This is a genomic window from Cytobacillus sp. T106 (genome assembly GCF_040492155.1).
Taxonomy (GTDB): Bacteria; Bacillota; Bacilli; order Bacillales; family Cytobacillaceae; genus Bacillus_AB; species Bacillus_AB infantis.
Genome location: NZ_JBEUMK010000002.1, coordinates 668,219 through 687,369 on the forward strand (window position 1 = coordinate 668,219; position 19,151 = coordinate 687,369).

Consider the following 19,151-nt stretch of genomic DNA (forward strand, 5'->3'; position numbering starts at 1 on the left):
GATGAGGTTTTCGGGAAGGTTTCTATACTTTAATCGTCTTTTTCAACTGGTTGATCTCTTTATCATGTACACCGGTTTTCCCGCTTAAGTACTCAATGTCAATCTTCGCTGCATTCAGTTCATTTGAAACCACCTGGTAAAGCTTTTCATGATGATCAAGCTTCGTTTCAATATGTTTAAAATGGCTTCTCATTTCGGTGGTCAGATTGTCAAACCTTTCATCCACAGAATCGAGCCTTTTATTAACAGCATCAAACCTTTTGCAACAGCGTCAAATCTTTTATCAACAGCATCAAACCTTTTATCCACACCATCGAGCCTTTTATCAACAATATCAAATCTTTTATCCACACCGTCAAATCTTTCATCCATCCCGTCGAGCCTTTTCTCCATTGCATCAAACCGGCTGTTCATCTGTGACCCAAGATCCACTATCTGCTCCTGCATGATGACCAGGATTTGTTCGAGTGACTTCTCCATGTTTTTTCACCTCCTTTTCGACATTATACCACTTTTCTGTATGCGGAAATTCATTTTGTATATTTTTGTAAAAAAGATAAAAACTAAAGATAGCATTGGTTTAGTTTTTCTGGATTCCGCTGTTCCCATACACTTCCGCTCCACTCCTTTAATACGTCACTTTATTGGCATTTACAGCCTTTTTTCAACATGCTATACTCACTTTCGGCTATGAAAAGCCCATGGAAGAAAAAAAGTAAACAGGAAACTTTCGACAAATAACGGGAGGTGCCTGTCACCAATAAAGGAGCAGGATGCAAGTGAGCAAGAGACAGAGAGGAAGTACATATAACCCTGGGGCGGAGCGGGCGCTTGAGTATTTGTTTGTGCTGGTGGGATCCGGGATTGTGGCGGTGGCGTTCAATGTGTTTTTGCTGCCGAACCGGATCGCTTCCGGGGGAGTGAGCGGGATCAGTACAATATTGGACGCATTGGTTGGCTGGGAGCCGGCTTATGTGCAGTGGGCTTTTAATATTCCGCTGTTCATCGCAGGGCTGATATTCTTGGGCAGGCAGTTTGGGGCAAAGACCTTAGCGGGAACCATATTCCTGCCGCTTGTTGTATTTTTGACGAGCCATGCAGACCCATGGACACAGGATCCGCTTCTTGGCGCCCTGTTCGGCGGAATCGGGGTCGGTCTTGGGCTTGGGATTGTATTCCGCGGGAAGGCTTCAACGGGAGGCACTGATCTTGCGGCCCAGATCATCAATAAATATACAGGGCTGACCCTTGGGACATGTGTGGCCATCATTGATGGCTTGATCGTCCTTTCTGCAGCGGTCATCTTTGATATTGAAAGAGGTTTGTATGCACTTATTGCCCTTTACGTGACAACCAAGACGATCGATTTGATCCAGGTCGGCTTCAGCCGTTCGAAAATGGCCATGATCATTACGGACAATCAGGCAGCTGTCAGGGAAGGCATCTTGAATAAAATTGACCGCGGAGTGACAAAACTATCAGCATATGGCGGATATACCGACCATGAACGGCCAATCCTGATGTGTGTTGTTGATCAGACGGAGTTCACTAAATTGAAACAACTCGTCAAGACCATAGATCCTCAAGCGTTTATTATAGTAATGGATGCATCTGAAGTGCTCGGCGAAGGCTTCAAACGTGCCTAGGCTTGCAGATGTCCGGAAATGATCCGGATATAGGAGGTATTTATAATGAAGAAGAAATTGATGATGATTTTTATGGGAGCTTCCGTAGTCCTTGCTGCGTGCGGCGGCGGGGAAGAAGCGAATGAAGGCAGTGAATCGGCAGGAGCGGGCGATCCGCAAAAAATGTTCACCCAGAAATGCTCAAGCTGCCATGGCGACAATCTGCAGGGCGGGGTTGGGCCGAGCCTTGAGAAGATCGGATCACAGCTTTCCCAGGAAGAAATTGAAAAGACGATTGCAGAAGGTAAAGGTGCCATGCCGCCAAGGCTTCTTGAAGGCGAGGATGCCGCTGCGGTGGCAGAATGGCTGGCAGCTAAGAAGTAAGAGGGAGAAACCGTTTCATCCTACTTTAGTAGGATGGCGGTTTTTTTAATTTATAAATATGAAGGTTTTTCCAATGTTTTTGTCGTATTTTAACAAATTACGATACCCGATTTTGGGTAAAAAGAACCGTTTTTTATACAAATGAAAAGAAACTGTAATATTTTTTTCCGTTATTTTGACAAAGTATGATGTTATAATGGGTTGAGTGAGAATACGAACAAGCTGCTTTTAGTAGTTTTGTGTTTAATTTTGTCACGATTTAATAAACACTGTTGTCGAATTGCTGTCGATTTCTAGCGAAAAGTTAATTCTATTCTTAACACTAAACTACAGGTGATATAAATGATCGAAATGCAAGACGTATATAAGAAGTATTCCAACGGAGTAACTGCTGCCAACGGGATAGACGTACGGATCAAGCAAGGAGAGTTTGTATATGTTGTAGGTCCGAGCGGAGCCGGCAAATCGACCTTCATCAAGATGATGTACAGGGAAGAGAGGCCCACATCCGGCACAATTACGATAAATGGCGTGAATCTTGAAAAGCTGAGGCCTAACAAAGTTCCGCTGCTCCGCCGAAACATCGGCGTTGTATTCCAGGATTTCAAGCTGCTTCCTACTTTGACAGTTTACGAGAATGTCGCATTTGCCCTTGAAGTTATCGAGGAGCAGCCAAAATATATTAAAAAACAGGTTATGGAAACCCTTGAGCTGGTCAATTTGAAGCATAAGGCGCGCATGCTGCCGACTGAATTGTCAGGCGGAGAGCAGCAGCGAGTATCCATTGCCCGCTCCATTGTAAATTCGCCGAAGGTAGTCATCGCCGACGAGCCTACCGGGAACCTTGATCCTGATACCTCATGGGAGATCATGAATATCTTTGATGAGATCAATACGAGGGGCACTACAGTCGTAATGGCGACGCACAACAAAGAAATCGTTAATACAATCAAGCATCGCGTAATTGCCATTGAAGGCGGAAAAATCATACGTGATGAGCAAAGGGGAGATTACGGTTATGAAAGCTAGAACCCTTCGCCGTCACATCAGGGAGAGTTTCAAGAGCCTCGGCCGGAACGGATGGATGACTTTTGCCTCCGCCAGTGCGGTAACGGTCACTCTCATCCTGGTAGGTGTGTTTTTCGTTATTATGATGAATCTTAATCAAGTGGCTACAACCATTGAAGAGGACGTGGAAATCCGCGTTCACATCGATATTGCTGCAAATGAGCAGGATCAGCAGGTTTTACGGAGTAAAATTGAACAGATACCCGAAGTGGGAAGTGTCGAATATTCAGCCAAGGAAGAAGAATTGACCAATCTGATAGATAGTCTTGGAGATGAAGGCCAGGCCTTCAAACTTTTTGAACAGGACAATCCGCTGAACGATGTATTTATCGTAAAAACGAAAAACCCGGAAGATACAATGAAGACGGCAGAAAAGATCGAGAAGCTGCAGTATGCCACAAAGGTTAAATACGGACAGGGACAGGTTGAGAAGCTGTTCGGCTTTATCAATACAAGCCGGAATGTCGGTCTTGTCCTGGTAGTGGGCCTTCTGTTCACCGCCATGTTCCTGATCTCGAATACGATTAAAATTACAATTGTAGCAAGAAGAAGAGAAATTGAGATTATGAAGCTGGTAGGGGCGACCAATGCCTTTATACGCTGGCCGTTCTTCCTTGAAGGGCTGTGGCTGGGCGTGCTGGGGTCGATCCTGCCGATCGTGCTGGTCGCAACCACTTATAATTATGCCTATGATTATATCTCGCCAAGGCTTCAGGGCCATTTCATCCAGCTGCTGGAATTCAATCCATTTGTCTACCAGGTTTCCGCACTCCTCATTCTAATGGGAGCATTGATCGGAGTCTGGGGCAGCCTGATGAGTGTCCGCAAATTCCTTAAAGTATAAAAGAAAAGATGCATGGAAGGGCCCTGCAGGGGGGAACCATACTCCGGGCCCTTTATGCGTCATAGAATAGACGTATGAATAGTATGAAAAGTTTCAAAAACATATAGAAGACGATCTAACCCGTACATATGGCCCCATTGGAAAGGAGAAATCGGAACTTGAAAAAATCAATAGCAGCGTTTTCTTTTGCCACGGCTGTCGGCCTGGGAAGCATCTTTGGAGGCATCCCTGCCAGCCAGGCATCAGCGAGCAAAATCAGTGATCTGGAAAGCAAGAAGAATCAACTCCAAGAACAGCGCTCCGGCAATGACAGCAAGATTAACAGCGCGGATTCAGAGATTAATAGACTCCAGGGAGAGCAGGACAAGGTGAGCAAGGAGCTTGAGCGTCTTAGCCTGTCCATCTCCGATACGGAAACGAAGATCAAGGAAAAAACAGAGCAGATTGCATCAACGAAAGAAGAAATAGAAAAGCTGAAGGCCGAGATCGTGGTCATCACTGAGCGAATCAACAAACGTAATGAAATGCTGAAGGACCGCGCCCGTTCATTCCAGGAAAATGGCGGTATGGTCAGCTATCTCGATGTCCTGATGGGAGCACAGAACTTCAGCGATTTCATTGACCGTGTAGGAGCAGTCGCTACGATTGTGGAAGCAGACCAGGATATCCTGCGCGAGCACGAGGCAGACAAAAAGCTCCTTGAAGAGACTCAGGCAAAGGTGGAAAGTGAGCTTTCTTCCCTTGAGAAGATGCGCACTGACCTTGAGAGCATGAAAAAGCAGCTGAATGCACAAAAAGCTGAAAAGAACAAGCTGATGGCCAGCTTAAAGAACCAGGAAGAACACAAGCATGCTGAAAAGCTGAATCTTGAAGAAGAAAATGAACTGCTTGCTGCCCAGGAAGCTGCCATCAAGCAGGCAATAGAGCTTGAGAAAAAGCATCAGGCAGAATTGGCAAGGCAGGCTGAGCTTGAGCGTCAAAGACGTGCGGCTGCAGCAGCGGGTGCCAAGAAAAACAGCTCATCAGGAAGTAGTAGTAGTAGTAATAGCAGCAGCAATAGCGGCGGTGGAGGCGGCGGCCCAGTATCATCCGCACCTTCGATTTCGGGAGGCAACTTTACGAAGCCTGCTGCAGGTGTTGTGACATCGGGACTTGGACAGCGCTGGGGAACTTTCCACGCTGGGGTGGACATCGCTAAAAGCGGAACAGTCCCAGTGGTAGCAGCGGCAAATGGGGTTGTCATCAGATCATATTATTCCAGCAGCTATGGAAATGTCGTATTCATCTCCCATTCTATTGAGGGACAAGTATACACAACTGTTTATGCACACTTAAGCAGCCGCTCAATCGGCACTGGAGCGACTGTCTCAAAAGGACAGCAGATCGGGATCATGGGCAACACCGGTGATTCACAAGGACAGCATCTGCATTTCGAACTGCACAGAGGCCCTTGGAACGCATCTAAATCCAATGCAATCAATCCGATCGGGATCGTACCGATGTAATAAAAAAGGAAGAAGCTTAGATGCTTCTTCCTTTTTTTTATCTGCAAAAAGATCAGTCAGTCTTTTTTACAGGTGCAATCTCAAGCCCTTCCATGCTCAGTGCCTCATTGATGGCATGCTTGAGTGTGGCAAAACAGTGCTGGTCATTCAGCGTGATATTCCGCTCGGTCAGCTGGATGCTGATCTGCGGGGAGATGCCTACAATGAAAGGCTTGACCCCCATAAGGGTGGTTGTTTTTGTCAGGTTATTTATTAGCTCCAGAATATAGTCATCAACTGAGTTGATGCCCGTAATATCCACAATCAGTGTAGAGGGCTTATGAAGCAAAAGGCCGGAAAGAACCTTTTCGATGAGCTGTGATGAACGGTTCTCCTCAAATTTGCCCATTAAAGGAAGGACTGTAATGCCATCTATTACGGGGATAAGCGGAGAAGACAGGTCATTCACCAGCTCGCTCAATTCTCTTGTACGCTGATCGACTTTTCTTTCCAGCTCGAGAATTGCCTGTTGCTCTTTCTTTCGGATGCTGTCATGGATATTGTCCTTCGGAGTGATTTGAGAAGGGAAATAGCTGATTTCCGTATAGGTGCTTCCTTCAAAGGTGCTCGCTGTGATTTCATACCAGATGCTTGTAGCGAAAAGGCCTGACAGCACTCCTGCCCAGTGGCCCGGAATGAAGGCCCCTGCCGTGCTTTTTCCCTGGGCGCGGATGACCCTTTCTTCCCAATCATTTTTCAGCCGGAGTGCAGCCGTTCTTTTATCCATGGAATATTCGGTTATTTCCACCTGCCCCCATCCGGCACTGCTATAAAGCGGCGGAAGATATTCAATGATTGCTTCTACACTTTTGCCTGTGCTTTTATAAAATCTGCTAACGTCCTCACCGGTCCTGTAGCCTGCTGTTTCAAGCACGAGCCTGGCGGAATCATCTCCAGCTACTTCCTCAATTGTATTCATAAAGGTTTTCAAGGCTGTTTTGGTCCAAAGGAGAATAGCATCATCCCCTTCAAAATCAAGGGAACCGCTGCTTTCATTCCATTGGATGGTCGTTTGCCCGATTTTATACTCATTATTAGTCTTCTCCTCCAAAAACCTTTCCTCCTTCAGCCAGCAAGTTATTCATAAACTTCGTTACCATTTTACCCTTTAGCGGGGGTGAATACCAATAAAAAGGGAAAGAATGCGATTTAAATCTAAGGGGAAAGTGGATTCCATCATAACCTGTCCCTATCTTTCATATAGTGAAGTATCAAGCTTAACAGGCTTATGAAAGGAAGATACCTATGAATCGAAGAGTGATCGCTTTTTTTATGGCCGGATCACTGCTGGCCGGATCGGGAGGAACGTATGCAGGGATGCAGTGGTTCTATCATTCGCAAAAAGAGGCCGGCCTTGAGCCTAAAGCCGGGCTGGAGGGCAAGGAAGATCCAGGCAGCGGAGCACCCGAGGAGCTCGGGAAGGTAGGCCAGGCGTATGAGCTGATCCTCGGAAGCTATGTAGAGAAGGTAGAGGGAGAGCAGCTGGCAGAAGGGGCCATCCAGGGGATGCTTTCAACATTGGATGATCCTTATTCGGTATATATGAACGAGGAAACGGCCAGGCAATTCAATGAAACACTGGAGTCATCGTTTGAAGGGATCGGAGCGGAAGTAAGCATGGTAGATGGCAAGGTGATCATTGTATCTCCATTTAAAGATTCACCAGCAGAAAAAGCCGGCCTGAAGCCGAACGACCAAATCCTGAAGGTGGATGGTGAAAGCGTTGATGGCCTTGATTTATATGAAGCCACTTTGAAAATCCGCGGTGAAAAAGGAACCAATGTTATGCTGGAAATACGGAGGCAGGGCCTTCAGGAGCCGCTTTCGGTAAAGGTGAAAAGAGATGAAATTCCGCAGATTACTGTCTATGCGGAAATGAAAGAAGAAAACGATAAAAGAATCGGACATATTGAAATTACGACTTTTTCAGAAGATACAGCAAAGGAATTCACCAGGGAGCTGAAAAAGCTTGAGAAAGAGGGACTGGATGGACTGATCATTGATGTGCGCGGCAATCCGGGGGGACTGCTGTCCAGCGTCGAGGAAATTCTGAAAGGTCTTGTTACTAAAGAAAAGCCGTATGTTCAGATTCAAAAAAGAAACGGAGATAAAACAAGATATTTCTCAGAGCTTGAGAAAGAAAAAGACTATCCGGTAGCCGTTCTGATTGATAAAGGCAGTGCATCTGCGTCTGAAATTCTTGCCGGAGCGCTGGAGGAAGGGGCAGGCTACCCGCTCATCGGAGAAGCCACCTTTGGGAAAGGGACCGTCCAGCAGCCCGTTCCGATGGGAGATGGAAGCAATATTAAACTGACATTGTTCAAATGGCTCACTCCGGATGGAAATTGGATTCATAGGAAAGGGATCAAGCCGACGATTGAAGTCGTCCAGCCGGAGATCTTCCATACCCACCCGCTTAATCTGGAAAAGCCGCTTGTGCTGGATATGAATAATGAGCAGGTCAAAAATGCACAGATCATGCTTGATGGGCTCGGGCTGTCGCCAGGCCGGAAGGACGGCTATTTCAGTGAAGCGACCGAAACGGCGGTCAAAGCCTTCCAGCAGCATCAGGGACTGGAGGCAACAGGCAAGGTTGACAGCAAAACTGCTGCCGCGCTTGAGCAGGCTATCATCGCGGAAACCAAGAAAGAAGAAAACGATATTCAGCTGCAGGCCGCTATCCGCTATCTCAGCAGGTGACCGCAGAGCGGTGACAGGCACCTCCCGGTTTTTGTCGAATTTATTAAAGGGCAGCAGGCATCAGTAATATTCGCCATATCGAATATAACAGGTGCCTGCTGCCCTGTTTTTTTGATAGAATAGAAGTAATAGAAACTTTTATACTAGAGGTTGGTGGGAGGATTTGATTCAGGAGTGGCTTTTGGAGCTGGCAAAGGGTGCGGGAAAGCTTTTGCTGAATCCCGTGTTTTATTATCTGTTCTTTTTAGCGGCGCTGCTTGGGGTTTCCAGAGTGAAGCGAGAGCGCAAGAATTTTCATATCAGGGTGGAAAATGCCTACTTTGAGCTTCGCCAGCTGATCCCTGCTGGACTTGCAGCAGGTCTGGTTCTTTCCGTGATTACTCTGGGAACCGGCATGTTGATCCCGATAGAGCTTGTGTGGCTGACAGCTGCATTCACCATTCTTTGGAGTCTGACAGGAAAGGTACGGCTGCTTGCCCCGGCTTACACAGTGGGCGCAGCATTTTTCGCAAGTATTTATATCATTGACAGGGGTTTTAGTATCCCGCTCATTAAGGGGACAGGCAATTGGACGGCGGAGATGCTGTTCCCCGCAGGTGCATCTCTGCTCGCTCTGCTGATGATTGGCGAGGCTTACCTAATTCTGCGGAACGGCGGCCGGGCAACGTCTCCGAAGCTCATTAAAAGCAAGAGGGGACAGACCATCGGTGTCCATGAAACGAAAAGGCTTTGGCTGCTTCCGTTATTTTTGCTTATCCCTGGTGATGCAATCTCTGGGTTGTTTGGCTGGTGGCCGCTGTTTTCCATAGGAGACAGCTCTTATGCAATCATCTTAGTTCCATTTTCAGTTGGGTTCTCTCAGCAGGTTCAGGGTATGCTGCCGGATACGGCTGCCAAGCGGACAGGCAGAAGGCTGCTGGTCTTCTCTATCATCCTACTCCTGCTTTCGGCAGCAGGCTATTGGTACCCGCTGGCATCAATCGGGGTTGCTGCACTGGCTGTGATCGGAAGGGAATTCATCACATACCGCCAAAAGGTATATGACCGGAACCAGCCTTTCTTTTTCTCGAGAAGGAACGAGGGCCTTGTTGTTCTAGGAGTGAAGCCTGGCACGCCCGCAGAATCGATGGGCCTTAAAACTGGTGAACTGGTTTCAAAGGTGAATGGACTGAAGGTCCAAGATGAAAATGATTTATACAATGCCCTTCAGCGCAACGGAGCCCACTGCAAATTGGAAGTATTCGACGTCAATGGACAGATCCGCTTTGTTCAGAAGGCATTATATGAAGGCGACCATCATGAGCTAGGCATTCTGTTTGTGCAGGATGAATGGAAGAAAGATGAGCGGGCCGTTTGATGGCCAAATAAAAAGCCGGCTGCAATTTTAACGCAGCCGGCTTTTTTACATAGACTCCATTCTCCCTGCTGGTATACACTGGAATTAGTTGATCAAAAAAAGAAAAGGGGTGTCCTGCTCATGGTCAAATTCGGCGTCATCGGTACAAACTGGATCACGGAAAAGTTAGTTCTTGCCGGGAAAGAGCTGGAGGATTTTCAGCTGGCAGCAGTCTATTCAAGATCACGGGATAAAGGCGAGAGGTTCGCAGAGAAATTTGGTGCAGAGCATATATTCACAGATTTAGAGGATATGGCCAAAAGCGAAGTGATTGATGCGGTGTATATTGCAAGCCCGAATTCGCTTCACAGCGGTCAGGCAGAGCTGTTTTTGCGAAATGGGAAGCATGTGCTTTGTGAAAAGCCGGCAGCTTCAAATACGGCTGAGCTGAAAAGGATGATCCAGACTGCTAAAGAACATCATGTGCTGTTCATGGAAGCGATGAAAACGACATTCTATCCGAACTTCCAGCAGATCAGGGAGCATTTGCCGAGAATCGGGAAGGTGAGGCAATATTTCGCCCACTATTGCCAGTATGACTCCAGGTACGAAGATTACAAGGCAGGAAGGCAGGCGAATGCCTTTGATCCGAAGCTGTCGAACGGCGCTTTAATGGATGTCGGCGTGTATGCGATCTATCCGATGCTGGTTCTTTTCGGTAAGCCGAAAAGCCTCCAGGCAAGCGGATTTCTGCTGGAAACCGGATCAGATGCGTCCGGAAGCATTGTGTTTACCTATGAAGATATGGATGCGGCTGTCCTTTTTTCAAAAATCACCGATTCCTCCCTGCCGGCCGAAATACAGGGTGAAAAGGGCTCAATAAAAATAGACCGGATTTCCACAATGGATGTAGTGGAGCTGCAGCTGCGCAATCAGGAGCCTGAAATCATCTCTGTTGCCCAGAATAATAACAGTCTTTTTTATGAGCTCCAGGAATTTATCCGTCTTGTCAAGTCGGGGGTAACAGAGTCGGATATAAATACCTTCCAGAATTCCATGCAAGTCATGAACCTGCTGGATGAGGCCAGGAGGCAGATGGGAGTCGTGTATCCGGCAGATATTTGATCGGTGTCTTGCCCCTTATAGAAATAGTCATTTAGCGTTTAAATAACAAGATTAATAATATAGAAAAGGTTATATTACAATTGTTGAATTACGGAGCAAACCAACCTGTTGGCTTTTAATTCATCAATTTTGGGGCAGCCAGGGTCAAGTGGCCGCGGCAAAAGGCTTCCTGCCACAGAATAGGGATGTCTGTAAGCTGGCTGAGCAGTCTTTCGGGAGCAATAGGGGAAATGAAGGCAACAGCTCAGGAATCTGCACGGGCAATAAAAGAAATGGGCCGAACCAAAGAAATCGCAGCCAGCCCTGGGAACAGCTTGCCAGATGCAGAGAATGCCTTCAGATCTATAAATGACACAATTAATAGGGTGGTCTAAGCGATTAAGAACATTACAATTGGTTCGGCATGAATGAATCGAGACAAGGAAGCAGCTGGTTCCAGTCTTAGCATGGCAGCAGGATCCCGGCAGTCTGCTGCAGCATGCGGGGAAAAATTAACATATCCTCAAATTAACAGCTTGAAGCTCTGAAGAATATTAATGCTTCGCTGGGACCTTTAAGGGTTCCTCCTATGACCGTCAATTATCATACAGAACTTTGATACAGGAGAGAGGTAACCCAGTAATCGCACAGGCGGGTTGAATGGCTAATGTATACTCTTTTTCCTGCCTGCTTCGAGACTCATGACAGCAATCAAAATATATTGAATATAGTATAAGTCATTTTGATTTTTCTTATGGATCAGCTGAAGCTGGTTTAGCAGTTCGTATAATTGTTTTTTGCTCAGCCGCTCAAGGAGAAGGTTAATCGCCTTAGTGCGATTAATTTTTACTGATTCCTCGGGTGTATTGATGCACATATCTTTGAAAGGGGTAATATAAAGGGTCAGCAGATCCTTTATTTCAAAGGTTGTCAGCTGATTGTCACTGAATGAACTGGTATCATGCATAGTCTATCCCGCCTTCCATTAGGGTTATTACCCTTTACCCGTTGTGTGTCTGAATATGATGAAAATCGTATGTTTAATTAAACATAGTAAAAAATTGGTAAAAAAAGCCCTGTTCTTGAAATAAAGGAACAGGGCTTTTGTCATTATTGCCATCATATTTTAAAGTGGCGGATAAGATCCCTCAGTTCATCAGCCATTGAGGAGAGAGACTTGGACGATAATGCGATTTCTTCCATCGAAGCAAGCTGTTCCTCTGTTGAAGCAGCAACTTCTTCAGTGCTGGAGGAATTATGTTTTGCGATCAGAGACAATTGCTCTGCCGATTCTGTAAACTTATCCACCCCTATGGAGATTCGGTTGATTGCGAGGGTGACCTCTTCTACCTGTGGCGTAATTTCCCTTGATTTTTTTAAAATTTGATTGAATTTGAGTGAGGCCTTTTCCGAAATGGCAAGCCCCTCCTCAGTATTCCTGGATACATCCGCCATGACGGATACAGATCTGCTTGTATCTTCCTGGATGCTTTGAATGATTTCCGATATCTGCTTTGCAGATGTCTGTGTCTGTTCTGCCAGCTTTCTAACCTCATCGGCCACGACAGCGAATCCTTTGCCGGCTTCGCCTGCTCGTGCAGCTTCAATCGCGGCATTTAGGGCGAGCAGGTTGGTTTGATTGGAGATGCCGCTTATAACGTCCAGAATATTCCCTATCTCATTGGAACGCTGTGATAAGGATTGGATAACTGTATTCGAGTCTTTAACAGACCGGTGAATACTTTTCATCTGGGCAAGATTTTGCTGTACCGATTCCTCCCCCGCCTGAGCCTCAATTTCTGCTTCTCTTGATAATCCGAAAATGACAGAAGAATTTTCGGCTATATGCTCAATGCCTTGATTAATTTCTTTTAAAATGACGGAATTGCCCTCCATTTTCCCTGAAGTTTGTTCGGCGCCGCCTGCAATTTCCTGAATAGCGGATGCTACATGCTCCGTAGCCTGTGTGGTTTGATCCGCGCTTGCGGTAAGCTGTGCGGATGAAGAAGCTACATGGGAAACGGAGTCCCTGACATTTGCAACAATGTGCAAAAGAGAATCAATCATATGATTAAAGCTTGCAGCAAGCAGGCCAATTTCATCTTTACTGTGAAGGGAGATGCGGCTGGTTAAATCGCCTTCGGCAATGGTTTGCGCTTTTGCAGCCAATAGGCTAAGCGGCCGCGTTATGGACCGGGTTATTATAATAATGATTGTTCCAAAAATTAAGATGGAGGCTCCAAGTACAGCTGCCAGGCTAATCAAAATAGGATGGGCAGCATCATTGATTTCATTTTTATACATGGTACCGACAATTTTCCACCCTGTAAGTTTATTGGTGAGGAAGGTCATTTTCTTATCCTGTCCCTCCAAGAGATAGGATAACTGCCCTTTATCCATCTCATAAATCTTGTTTTTCCAGCTTTCGGCTGCTTGTGTACCGGCGTCTTTATTAGGATGAACGAGGTACTTTCCGCTTGCGTCCAGCAAAAGCACATACCCTTCCGCTCCAATCTTGCCTCCCGCTGTCTCAGCAAGCATACCTAGATCAATATCAATGCCGATAACCCCGCTTCCATCTTTGTTGGTTTTGGCAAGTGAGATGGTGGTTTCTCCTGTGTTTACATCTGTATAAGGCTCTGTGATGACAATTTCCCCTTTTTTCTTCATTGCGTCTTGATACCAGGGCCTTTCTCTAGGATTAAAGTCAGCAGGCAGATCAATCTTCGGAGAAATAGTCGTTTCTCCGGTATCCGTCCCCACATAGATGGCCGAAGCCTCTTTATGGAGATCTGTGTATTGGTCGAATTTAGTCTGCATCGATTCCTTATCCCCAAAATCCTCACGGGTAATGTGGGTGGAGAAGTATTCCAGATCATTTTCTTTAGGTGTGAAAATACTATTTATATTTTTATTTATAGCTTCAATGCTTTCATCTGCTGCAGAGAGGATAGTAGTTTCAAGTTCTCTTTTGGCCGACAGATAGGAGAACCCCCCGATCAACACGCTTGGAATGATAAGGACTAATACAAAAGCCAAAATCAGCTTCCTTTTTATAGTTAATCCAGGTAATTTAAAGTTTCTTTTTTTGTTCATTTCCTTTTCCCCCAAATCTGCTATTTTCCTGACAAGTTAATATATTTATCGGCACAATAATCGAAAATTTTACATAAAAATAAAAATATTTAGATTATTCAAATTCGACTTCTTCTATAACAAAAGTCCTATATTGGGCCGATATAAGTAATGATATTAATGAGCGGAGGCCTAAGCAGGCCGGACAGGGGAATTGCTATGAAACTAATCATGAAGACATTTTTGGTGGTCGGCAGTGCCATTGCCTTATTCTTATCTGTTATTTTCTTGTTTATCTGGCCGGCACTGCTTAAGGATGCAAATCAGATGGACAAGCGGACTGTATTAAAAGAACTGCAAAGAATAGAAAGCCATCTGAGTTCGCAAGCGGATGTTTTGAACAGAACTAATTTGGACTGGGCTGTCTGGGATGATACCTTTTTATTCCTAAAGGGAGAATACCCAGACTATCCTGCAGTCAATCTGCTGCCGGAGACCTTCGAAAATAACCAAGTGAATTTCATGCTTTTCTCGGATGGATCTGGTTCTAATATTTATCAGTCTGCCTATGACCTGAAAAGGGTAGAGCCTATCAGACTCCCTGCTGAATACTATGAAGACTTCAGCAGGCTGGATAAAGCCCAGGGGTATGTCATGACAGAACTGGGACTGGCGTTTTACTCGAAACAGCCTGTATACAAAAGCGATGGTAGCGGTACTGCTGCCGGTTCATTGGTAATGGGGAAGTTTTTGGATCATAATTATGTTGATAAAATGGGGAAAGAGCTGGGCCTATTACTGTCCTTCAGTGAACAGAAAGAAAAGCCGGGCAAAAAGCTGGCAGTAGAGACTGCTAGTGAAACAAAAATGAAGGGCAACCTGCTTATAAAAGAATTAGAGGGAGGAGGGAGCTATGGCATCAGCATACTGATGGACAGAGAATTTTATCAGCAAAAAAGGTCAAGCTTAATTCAGCAGTGCTATTATATTGCGGGATTTTCAGCCATTATGCTGCTCCTGGTCTTGTTCCTGCTGGACCGGTTCATCCTTTCCAGGGTAGCCAGTCTGTCAGAGAATCTAAGGGGAATACAGGAGAGGCGGGATACTGGCTTAAGGCTGCCCATCAGTTCAAAGCACAGGGATGAGATTACAAATTTGGAGCAATCCATCAATAAGGTACTGGCCTCTCTTGAAGATAAGAACCGGGAAATCACAAATCTTGCTTATATCGATCAGCTGACCGGCCTTCCCAATCAGGCCTATCTGTTTGAGCATTACTTGACGGGCTTGAAAGGCATGAAAGCTGTATTCTTTTTTGATTTGGATGGATTTAAACGGATCAATGATACATTGGGACACCAGGCAGGCGATATATTTCTAAAGGAAATTGCAGAAAAAGTAAAGGCGCTTGCAGACGAAATGAACGGCCTCTTTGCCAGGCTGGCAGGCGATGAATTTGCCCTGCTTGTCGGCACCAGCGAGAGGACGGAGCTGGAAGGAATCGCCAGGAGAATTCTGTCTCAGGTTGGGAAGGAGTATGAGACATTTCAGTACAAGGCATTTACAACAGCCAGTGTCGGTATTGCAGTGTCTCCGCTGGATGGAACTGCTCTGGACGCACTTCTGCAAAAGGCCGATATTGCGATGTATGAGGCTAAGAGCACAGGCAAGAACCAATATGTTTTCTATGAGGATATCTCATCGGACAGCTATTATAAAAATCTCCTGGAGCTGGAGCATGAGCTGAAATATGCGGTAGAACGGAATGAGCTTGAAATTTATTATCAGCCTATTATGGATAAAGCGGGGGAACATATCGTCTGTGTTGAAGCCCTTCTTCGCTGGAACCACCCTGCTAAGGGCCTGATTTCCCCCGATAAATTTATTCCGATCGCTGAAGAAACAGGTCTTATTAATAGGATGGGCTCCTGGGTACTGGAGGAGGCTGTTAAGCAGGTTGGTAAATGGCATAAGGACGGCCTTGAAAAGCTTGGTTTGGCCATTAATCTATCCAAATCGCAAATGAAGGACGGCCGCTTTGTTGAAAAATTGGATGAGGTCCTTGCATGCTATCATTTTCCGCCTGGGCTCCTGCAAATCGAGATTACCGAAAGCGATGTGAGCGATTATAAAAAAGAGCTGCTGCCATTTGTCGAAGACCTCCGGAAAAGGAAGGTCAAAATTGCTCTTGATGATTTTGGGGTCGGTACTTCCTCGCTGATCTTCCTTAAAGATCTCCCGGTCGATACAATAAAGATCGATCGTAATTTTGTCAAAAAGGTTCCCTTTCAAGCCTTTGATACTGTACTGCTGACGGGAATCTACAAAATCCTTAATGAACTGGGGCTGGACTGTGTAACTGAAGGCATCGAAACAGAGGAACAGCTGAAATATATCAGGGAAAACAGTGACTCCAAGCTGCAGGGTTATTATTTCAGCAAACCCTTACCGGCCCCTGAGCTGAAAAAGCAGCTGAATAAATTAAAGCCGGGATTTTAAAAAAAGTAAAGGAGGGGGCAGATGGAGACAGCAAGAGAAATTATACACCTGAATATCAAAGACTTTGAAACTGCAAAGGCAGTCTTAAGCATCCAGATCCCAGCCTATAAAATAGAAGCTGAGATTATAGGCTTTGATGCTATCCCGCAGCTGTTTGATACAGCTGAAAGCTTGATGGCCTCCCGTGAAAGTTTTGTTGGAATGTGCCTGGATGGCAGGCTGGCCGGCGTTCTTGCTTATGAAGAGGATGAAAATTGGGTGGTCATCAGCCGTTTGACCGTTCATCCATCGTTTTTCCGGAGAGGGATTGCAAAGAGTTTGCTTGCTCATTTAACCAGTGAATTTACCGGCAGAAAATGGAGGGTACTGACCGGGAAGGGGAATATGCCAGCCCTTCAATTGTATATAAGTTTCGGGTTTAAAGAAAAAGGTGAGCTGGAGCCTGAACCAGGCGTGCAGCTGACGGTCCTGGAAAAAGAATAAGCAAAACCTATCACATACGATCGAAATTTCAATATTTTTCCTTTCATCACCCTGCCTTATAATATAACTAATAAGGAGGGGATTCCAATGCCAATCAATTTTCACGATAAAACGAATCAGGATACCTATTCTTCCCGGAAAGCTGACTCAACTTGGATAGAAACGGTTGGGAAAGAGTTTGATTTAAGGGGGAAAAGTGTTCTCGACATTGGATGTGGAGGGGGAATCTACTCAAGAGCTCTAGCCGATATGGGAGCCTCACATGTGACAGGACTGGATTTCTCACGGGAGCTGCTTGAGGCGGCAGACCGGGCTTCAGATGGTTATCCGCAAATAGAATTTGTGCATGGAAATGCGTACGAAACCGGCTTGGAGGGAGATGCTTATGATATGGTGCTTGAAAGGGCTGTCATCCATCATCTCGACCGGCTTCCGGACGCCTTTGCTGAATGCTTCCGGGTGCTGCGCCCAGGCGGTTTCTGCCTGATTCAGGACCGGACACCGGAGGACTGCCTGCTTCCTGGCAGCAGGACACATATCAGAGGGTTCTTTTTTGAAAAATTCCCGGAGCTCGCGGAGAAAGAGATATCCCGGAGATATAGCAGTTCAGCTGTACAATCAGCGCTGGAGGAGGCAGGGTTCTCATCCGTCAAAGAGATTTCCTTATGGGAAGTAAGGAAGACGTACAGCGATATCAGCGGTTTGCGCCATGATCTCCTTGAAAGAACAGGGCGCTCCATCCTTCATGAGCTGAATGACAGCGAGCTGGCAGAGCTCGTAGAGCATATTGAAAGCAGGCTGACAGATGCCGGGAAAATTACGGAGCAGGATTGCTGGACCATCTGGCTCGCTGTGAAATGACAAAGTAAACGTATTGCTGTAAAATATATACAAATAAAGGCGGGGGGCGGTATTTTGAAATTCAGAATAAAGCGGAAGAAAGAAAAGAAAAAGAATAACAAGCTTGAAGTGATTGATGCTGCAATCGATCTGATAGAGCCGATATACCTTCTGTCCCGGTTTCTCATCCGTTCCCTATTTAAATTTGTGCAGTGAACAGAAAGCTATCAACATAAAAAAAGAGAAGCGGTGATGCCTATGCTTCTCTTTTGCATTTTTAAAAATTAGCCACTGTTAAGCTTAGTTCTTCAGCGGAATCGGATAATTTGGCAGCTGCACTGCTGATTTCGGAAAGAAGGCCGGTAAGAAGTTCGATGTCCTTTTCGATCTGGCGGCTTTTATCTTTGCTTTCTGTGCTTGCCGACAGGATTTCTTTGAAGACATTTCCTGTGTTTTCGATCTCTTTATTCCCGTTCACGACTATTCCATCAATGGTGCCAATCTGCGAAATCACCTCTGAAATCTGCCTGATTGTGCTGTTCAGCAGTGAGGTGATGTTGGAGGATGAGTCTTTTGTCTGTTCTGCCAGCTTTCTGACTTCATCGGCAACAACGGCAAATCCCTTTCCATGCTCGCCTGCCCTGGCCGCCTCAATGGCAGCATTAAGGGCGAGCAGATTGGTCTGGTCTGCAATGCTTGTAATCACGCCGGCAATCTCGCCGATCTGGTTCGAGGTTTTTTCCAGGCTGCTGATGGTGCTGGTAATTTCATTCACATTGCTTTTCAGCTCATGCATATTATCGACAACCCGATTCAGCTGGTCGCGGCCTTTGGATGAACGAGATTCCATTTCAGTCGAAGAAGCGGCGCCATCTTTTGCATTGCCGGATATCTGACGGGACTGATGCACAATCTGTTCTACAGAAGCGCCTGTCTGCTCTGACATGGCAGCCAGATTTTCAACGATTTCCCCGACATAGCTTTTCAGCTCGACCTTCGCTTGATTCTCCCTTTCGGCTGAGAATGCTTCCATCGTCTGCTGCATGATGGAAATGCATAGCTGGATTTCAAGATTGAAAATCTTCGCCATCGCAAAAGTCACGCGGCTTTGATCTTTCGATGACAGTTCCAGCTCCTGCAGGACAATTTCCAAGATGTTTTTCATAAGCAGCTGGTAAATGGACATATACCAGTGAATCTGCACCCCGATCTGCACATAAGCTTTTGCTGCTGTTCTGCGGCGTTCAACGAATTCGCCGTCAACTATGCCATTGAACAGACTGAGGATATACTGCTGGCTCATCTCTGTAGTCACGCCAATTTTCGAAATATCGGTTATTTTCCTGACATCCTCTTGTTCATAAGTGAGAAGTTTATTGTAAACGGCGCTGATATGCTTTTCGGCAATCGGGCGCACTGCCCGCAAAATAGCCAAATCTTCTTTTGTCAGGCCCATCACTTCAATCTGAAGCTTTAAATCCTGATCAAATTCAGTTTCCTGTACTGCATGTTCCAGTTCTTTCTGAATCAGGCTTTCAAGGTCAAACGATTTCGGTTTTGCTGTTTTCGTAAAAAGCACTTGAAACACTCCCATTTTCTATATCTATTATCCTGCTTTATATCGGCAATATAGGGGAAGTTTTTACTAT

At 45.8% G+C, this 19,151-nt stretch carries 18 protein-coding genes; 12 read left to right on the forward strand and 6 right to left on the reverse strand.

Annotated features, from left to right (window positions below; genetic code table 11):
• Positions 1 to 22: 22 nt before the first annotated feature.
• Positions 23 to 226: a hypothetical protein gene (locus tag ABU165_RS07500; protein ID WP_318059961.1), complete on the reverse strand. Its 204-nt coding sequence runs from the start codon at positions 224 to 226 to the stop codon at positions 23 to 25.
• Entirely contained in the window at positions 202 to 480 is a 279-nt protein-coding gene (locus tag ABU165_RS07505; RefSeq protein WP_318059962.1) for a hypothetical protein, read from the reverse strand. The genes ABU165_RS07500 and ABU165_RS07505 overlap by 25 nt, the downstream gene beginning before the upstream one ends.
• 293 nt (positions 481 to 773) lie before the next feature.
• On the opposite strand from ABU165_RS07505, the gene ABU165_RS07510 reads away from it, so the two are divergent.
• The 5 genes from ABU165_RS07510 (at position 774) to ABU165_RS07530 (ending at position 5,426) form a co-directional block, all read left to right on the forward strand.
• Positions 774 to 1,646 carry a YitT family protein gene (locus tag ABU165_RS07510; protein ID WP_318059963.1) on the forward strand — a complete coding sequence of 291 codons (873 nt, stop codon included), beginning with the start codon at positions 774 to 776 and terminating at the stop codon, positions 1,644 to 1,646.
• 45 nt (positions 1,647 to 1,691) lie between these two features.
• The gene (gene cccB, locus ABU165_RS07515) at positions 1,692 to 2,009 is read left to right on the forward strand and encodes a cytochrome c551 (RefSeq protein WP_318059964.1); all 318 of its coding nucleotides are present in this window, start codon (positions 1,692 to 1,694) and stop codon (positions 2,007 to 2,009) included.
• A gap of 342 nt (positions 2,010 to 2,351) precedes the next feature.
• Positions 2,352 to 3,038, forward strand: coding sequence for a cell division ATP-binding protein FtsE (gene ftsE / locus ABU165_RS07520; RefSeq protein WP_022544395.1), 687 nt, complete (start codon positions 2,352 to 2,354; stop codon positions 3,036 to 3,038).
• Positions 3,028 to 3,921, forward strand: a complete 894-nt coding sequence (gene ftsX, locus ABU165_RS07525; RefSeq protein WP_022544394.1) for a permease-like cell division protein FtsX — start codon at positions 3,028 to 3,030, stop codon at positions 3,919 to 3,921. Before ftsE ends, ftsX begins: the two co-directional genes overlap by 11 nt.
• 158 nt (positions 3,922 to 4,079) lie before the next feature.
• On the forward strand, positions 4,080 to 5,426 hold the full coding sequence (locus ABU165_RS07530) for a murein hydrolase activator EnvC family protein (protein ID WP_318059965.1): 1,347 nt from the start codon (positions 4,080 to 4,082) through the stop codon (positions 5,424 to 5,426).
• Positions 5,427 to 5,478: 52 nt separating this feature from the next.
• On the opposite strand, the gene ABU165_RS07535 is transcribed toward ABU165_RS07530, so the two are convergent.
• A complete protein-coding gene (locus ABU165_RS07535; RefSeq protein WP_318059966.1) occupies positions 5,479 to 6,516 on the reverse strand; it encodes an STAS domain-containing protein in 1,038 nt (345 codons plus the stop codon).
• Between the two features lie 194 nt (positions 6,517 to 6,710).
• Between ABU165_RS07535 and ABU165_RS07540 the strand changes: the two genes are divergently transcribed.
• The 3 genes from ABU165_RS07540 (at position 6,711) to ABU165_RS07550 (ending at position 10,626) form a co-directional block, all read left to right on the forward strand.
• Positions 6,711 to 8,165, forward strand: a complete 1,455-nt coding sequence (locus ABU165_RS07540; RefSeq protein ID WP_318059967.1) for a S41 family peptidase — start codon at positions 6,711 to 6,713, stop codon at positions 8,163 to 8,165.
• A gap of 163 nt (positions 8,166 to 8,328) precedes the next feature.
• On the forward strand, positions 8,329 to 9,522 hold the full coding sequence (locus ABU165_RS07545) for a PDZ domain-containing protein (RefSeq protein WP_094768497.1): 1,194 nt from the start codon (positions 8,329 to 8,331) through the stop codon (positions 9,520 to 9,522).
• Between the two features lie 120 nt (positions 9,523 to 9,642).
• Positions 9,643 to 10,626: a Gfo/Idh/MocA family protein gene (locus ABU165_RS07550; protein ID WP_318059968.1), complete on the forward strand. Its 984-nt coding sequence runs from the start codon at positions 9,643 to 9,645 to the stop codon at positions 10,624 to 10,626.
• 643 nt (positions 10,627 to 11,269) lie between these two features.
• Here ABU165_RS07550 and ABU165_RS07555 read toward each other — a convergent pair.
• The gene (locus tag ABU165_RS07555; protein ID WP_094768499.1) at positions 11,270 to 11,572 is read right to left on the reverse strand and encodes a hypothetical protein; all 303 of its coding nucleotides are present in this window, start codon (positions 11,570 to 11,572) and stop codon (positions 11,270 to 11,272) included.
• 152 nt (positions 11,573 to 11,724) lie between these two features.
• Complete coding sequence (locus ABU165_RS07560; protein ID WP_318059969.1) at positions 11,725 to 13,644, reverse strand: methyl-accepting chemotaxis protein; 1,920 nt, start codon at positions 13,642 to 13,644, stop codon at positions 11,725 to 11,727.
• A gap of 255 nt (positions 13,645 to 13,899) precedes the next feature.
• Here ABU165_RS07560 and ABU165_RS07565 point away from each other — a divergent pair, with 255 nt between their 5' ends.
• The 4 genes from ABU165_RS07565 (at position 13,900) to ABU165_RS07580 (ending at position 17,718) form a co-directional block, all read left to right on the forward strand.
• Positions 13,900 to 16,179 carry a bifunctional diguanylate cyclase/phosphodiesterase gene (locus ABU165_RS07565; protein ID WP_318059970.1) on the forward strand — a complete coding sequence of 760 codons (2,280 nt, stop codon included), beginning with the start codon at positions 13,900 to 13,902 and terminating at the stop codon, positions 16,177 to 16,179.
• Between the two features lie 21 nt (positions 16,180 to 16,200).
• Positions 16,201 to 16,662, forward strand: a complete 462-nt coding sequence (locus tag ABU165_RS07570) for a GNAT family N-acetyltransferase (protein WP_224949647.1) — start codon at positions 16,201 to 16,203, stop codon at positions 16,660 to 16,662.
• Positions 16,663 to 16,749: 87 nt separating this feature from the next.
• Entirely contained in the window at positions 16,750 to 17,523 is a 774-nt protein-coding gene (locus ABU165_RS07575) for a class I SAM-dependent methyltransferase (protein WP_101549416.1), read from the forward strand.
• Between the two features lie 54 nt (positions 17,524 to 17,577).
• Complete coding sequence (locus ABU165_RS07580; protein WP_009793021.1) at positions 17,578 to 17,718, forward strand: hypothetical protein; 141 nt, start codon at positions 17,578 to 17,580, stop codon at positions 17,716 to 17,718.
• A 61-nt stretch (positions 17,719 to 17,779) separates the two neighbouring features.
• On the opposite strand, the gene ABU165_RS07585 is transcribed toward ABU165_RS07580, so the two are convergent.
• Positions 17,780 to 19,081 (reverse strand): globin-coupled sensor protein, encoded by a 1,302-nt coding sequence (locus ABU165_RS07585; RefSeq protein WP_022544391.1) that lies wholly within the window; start codon positions 19,079 to 19,081, stop codon positions 17,780 to 17,782.
• Between the last annotated feature and the right edge of the window lie 70 nt (positions 19,082 to 19,151).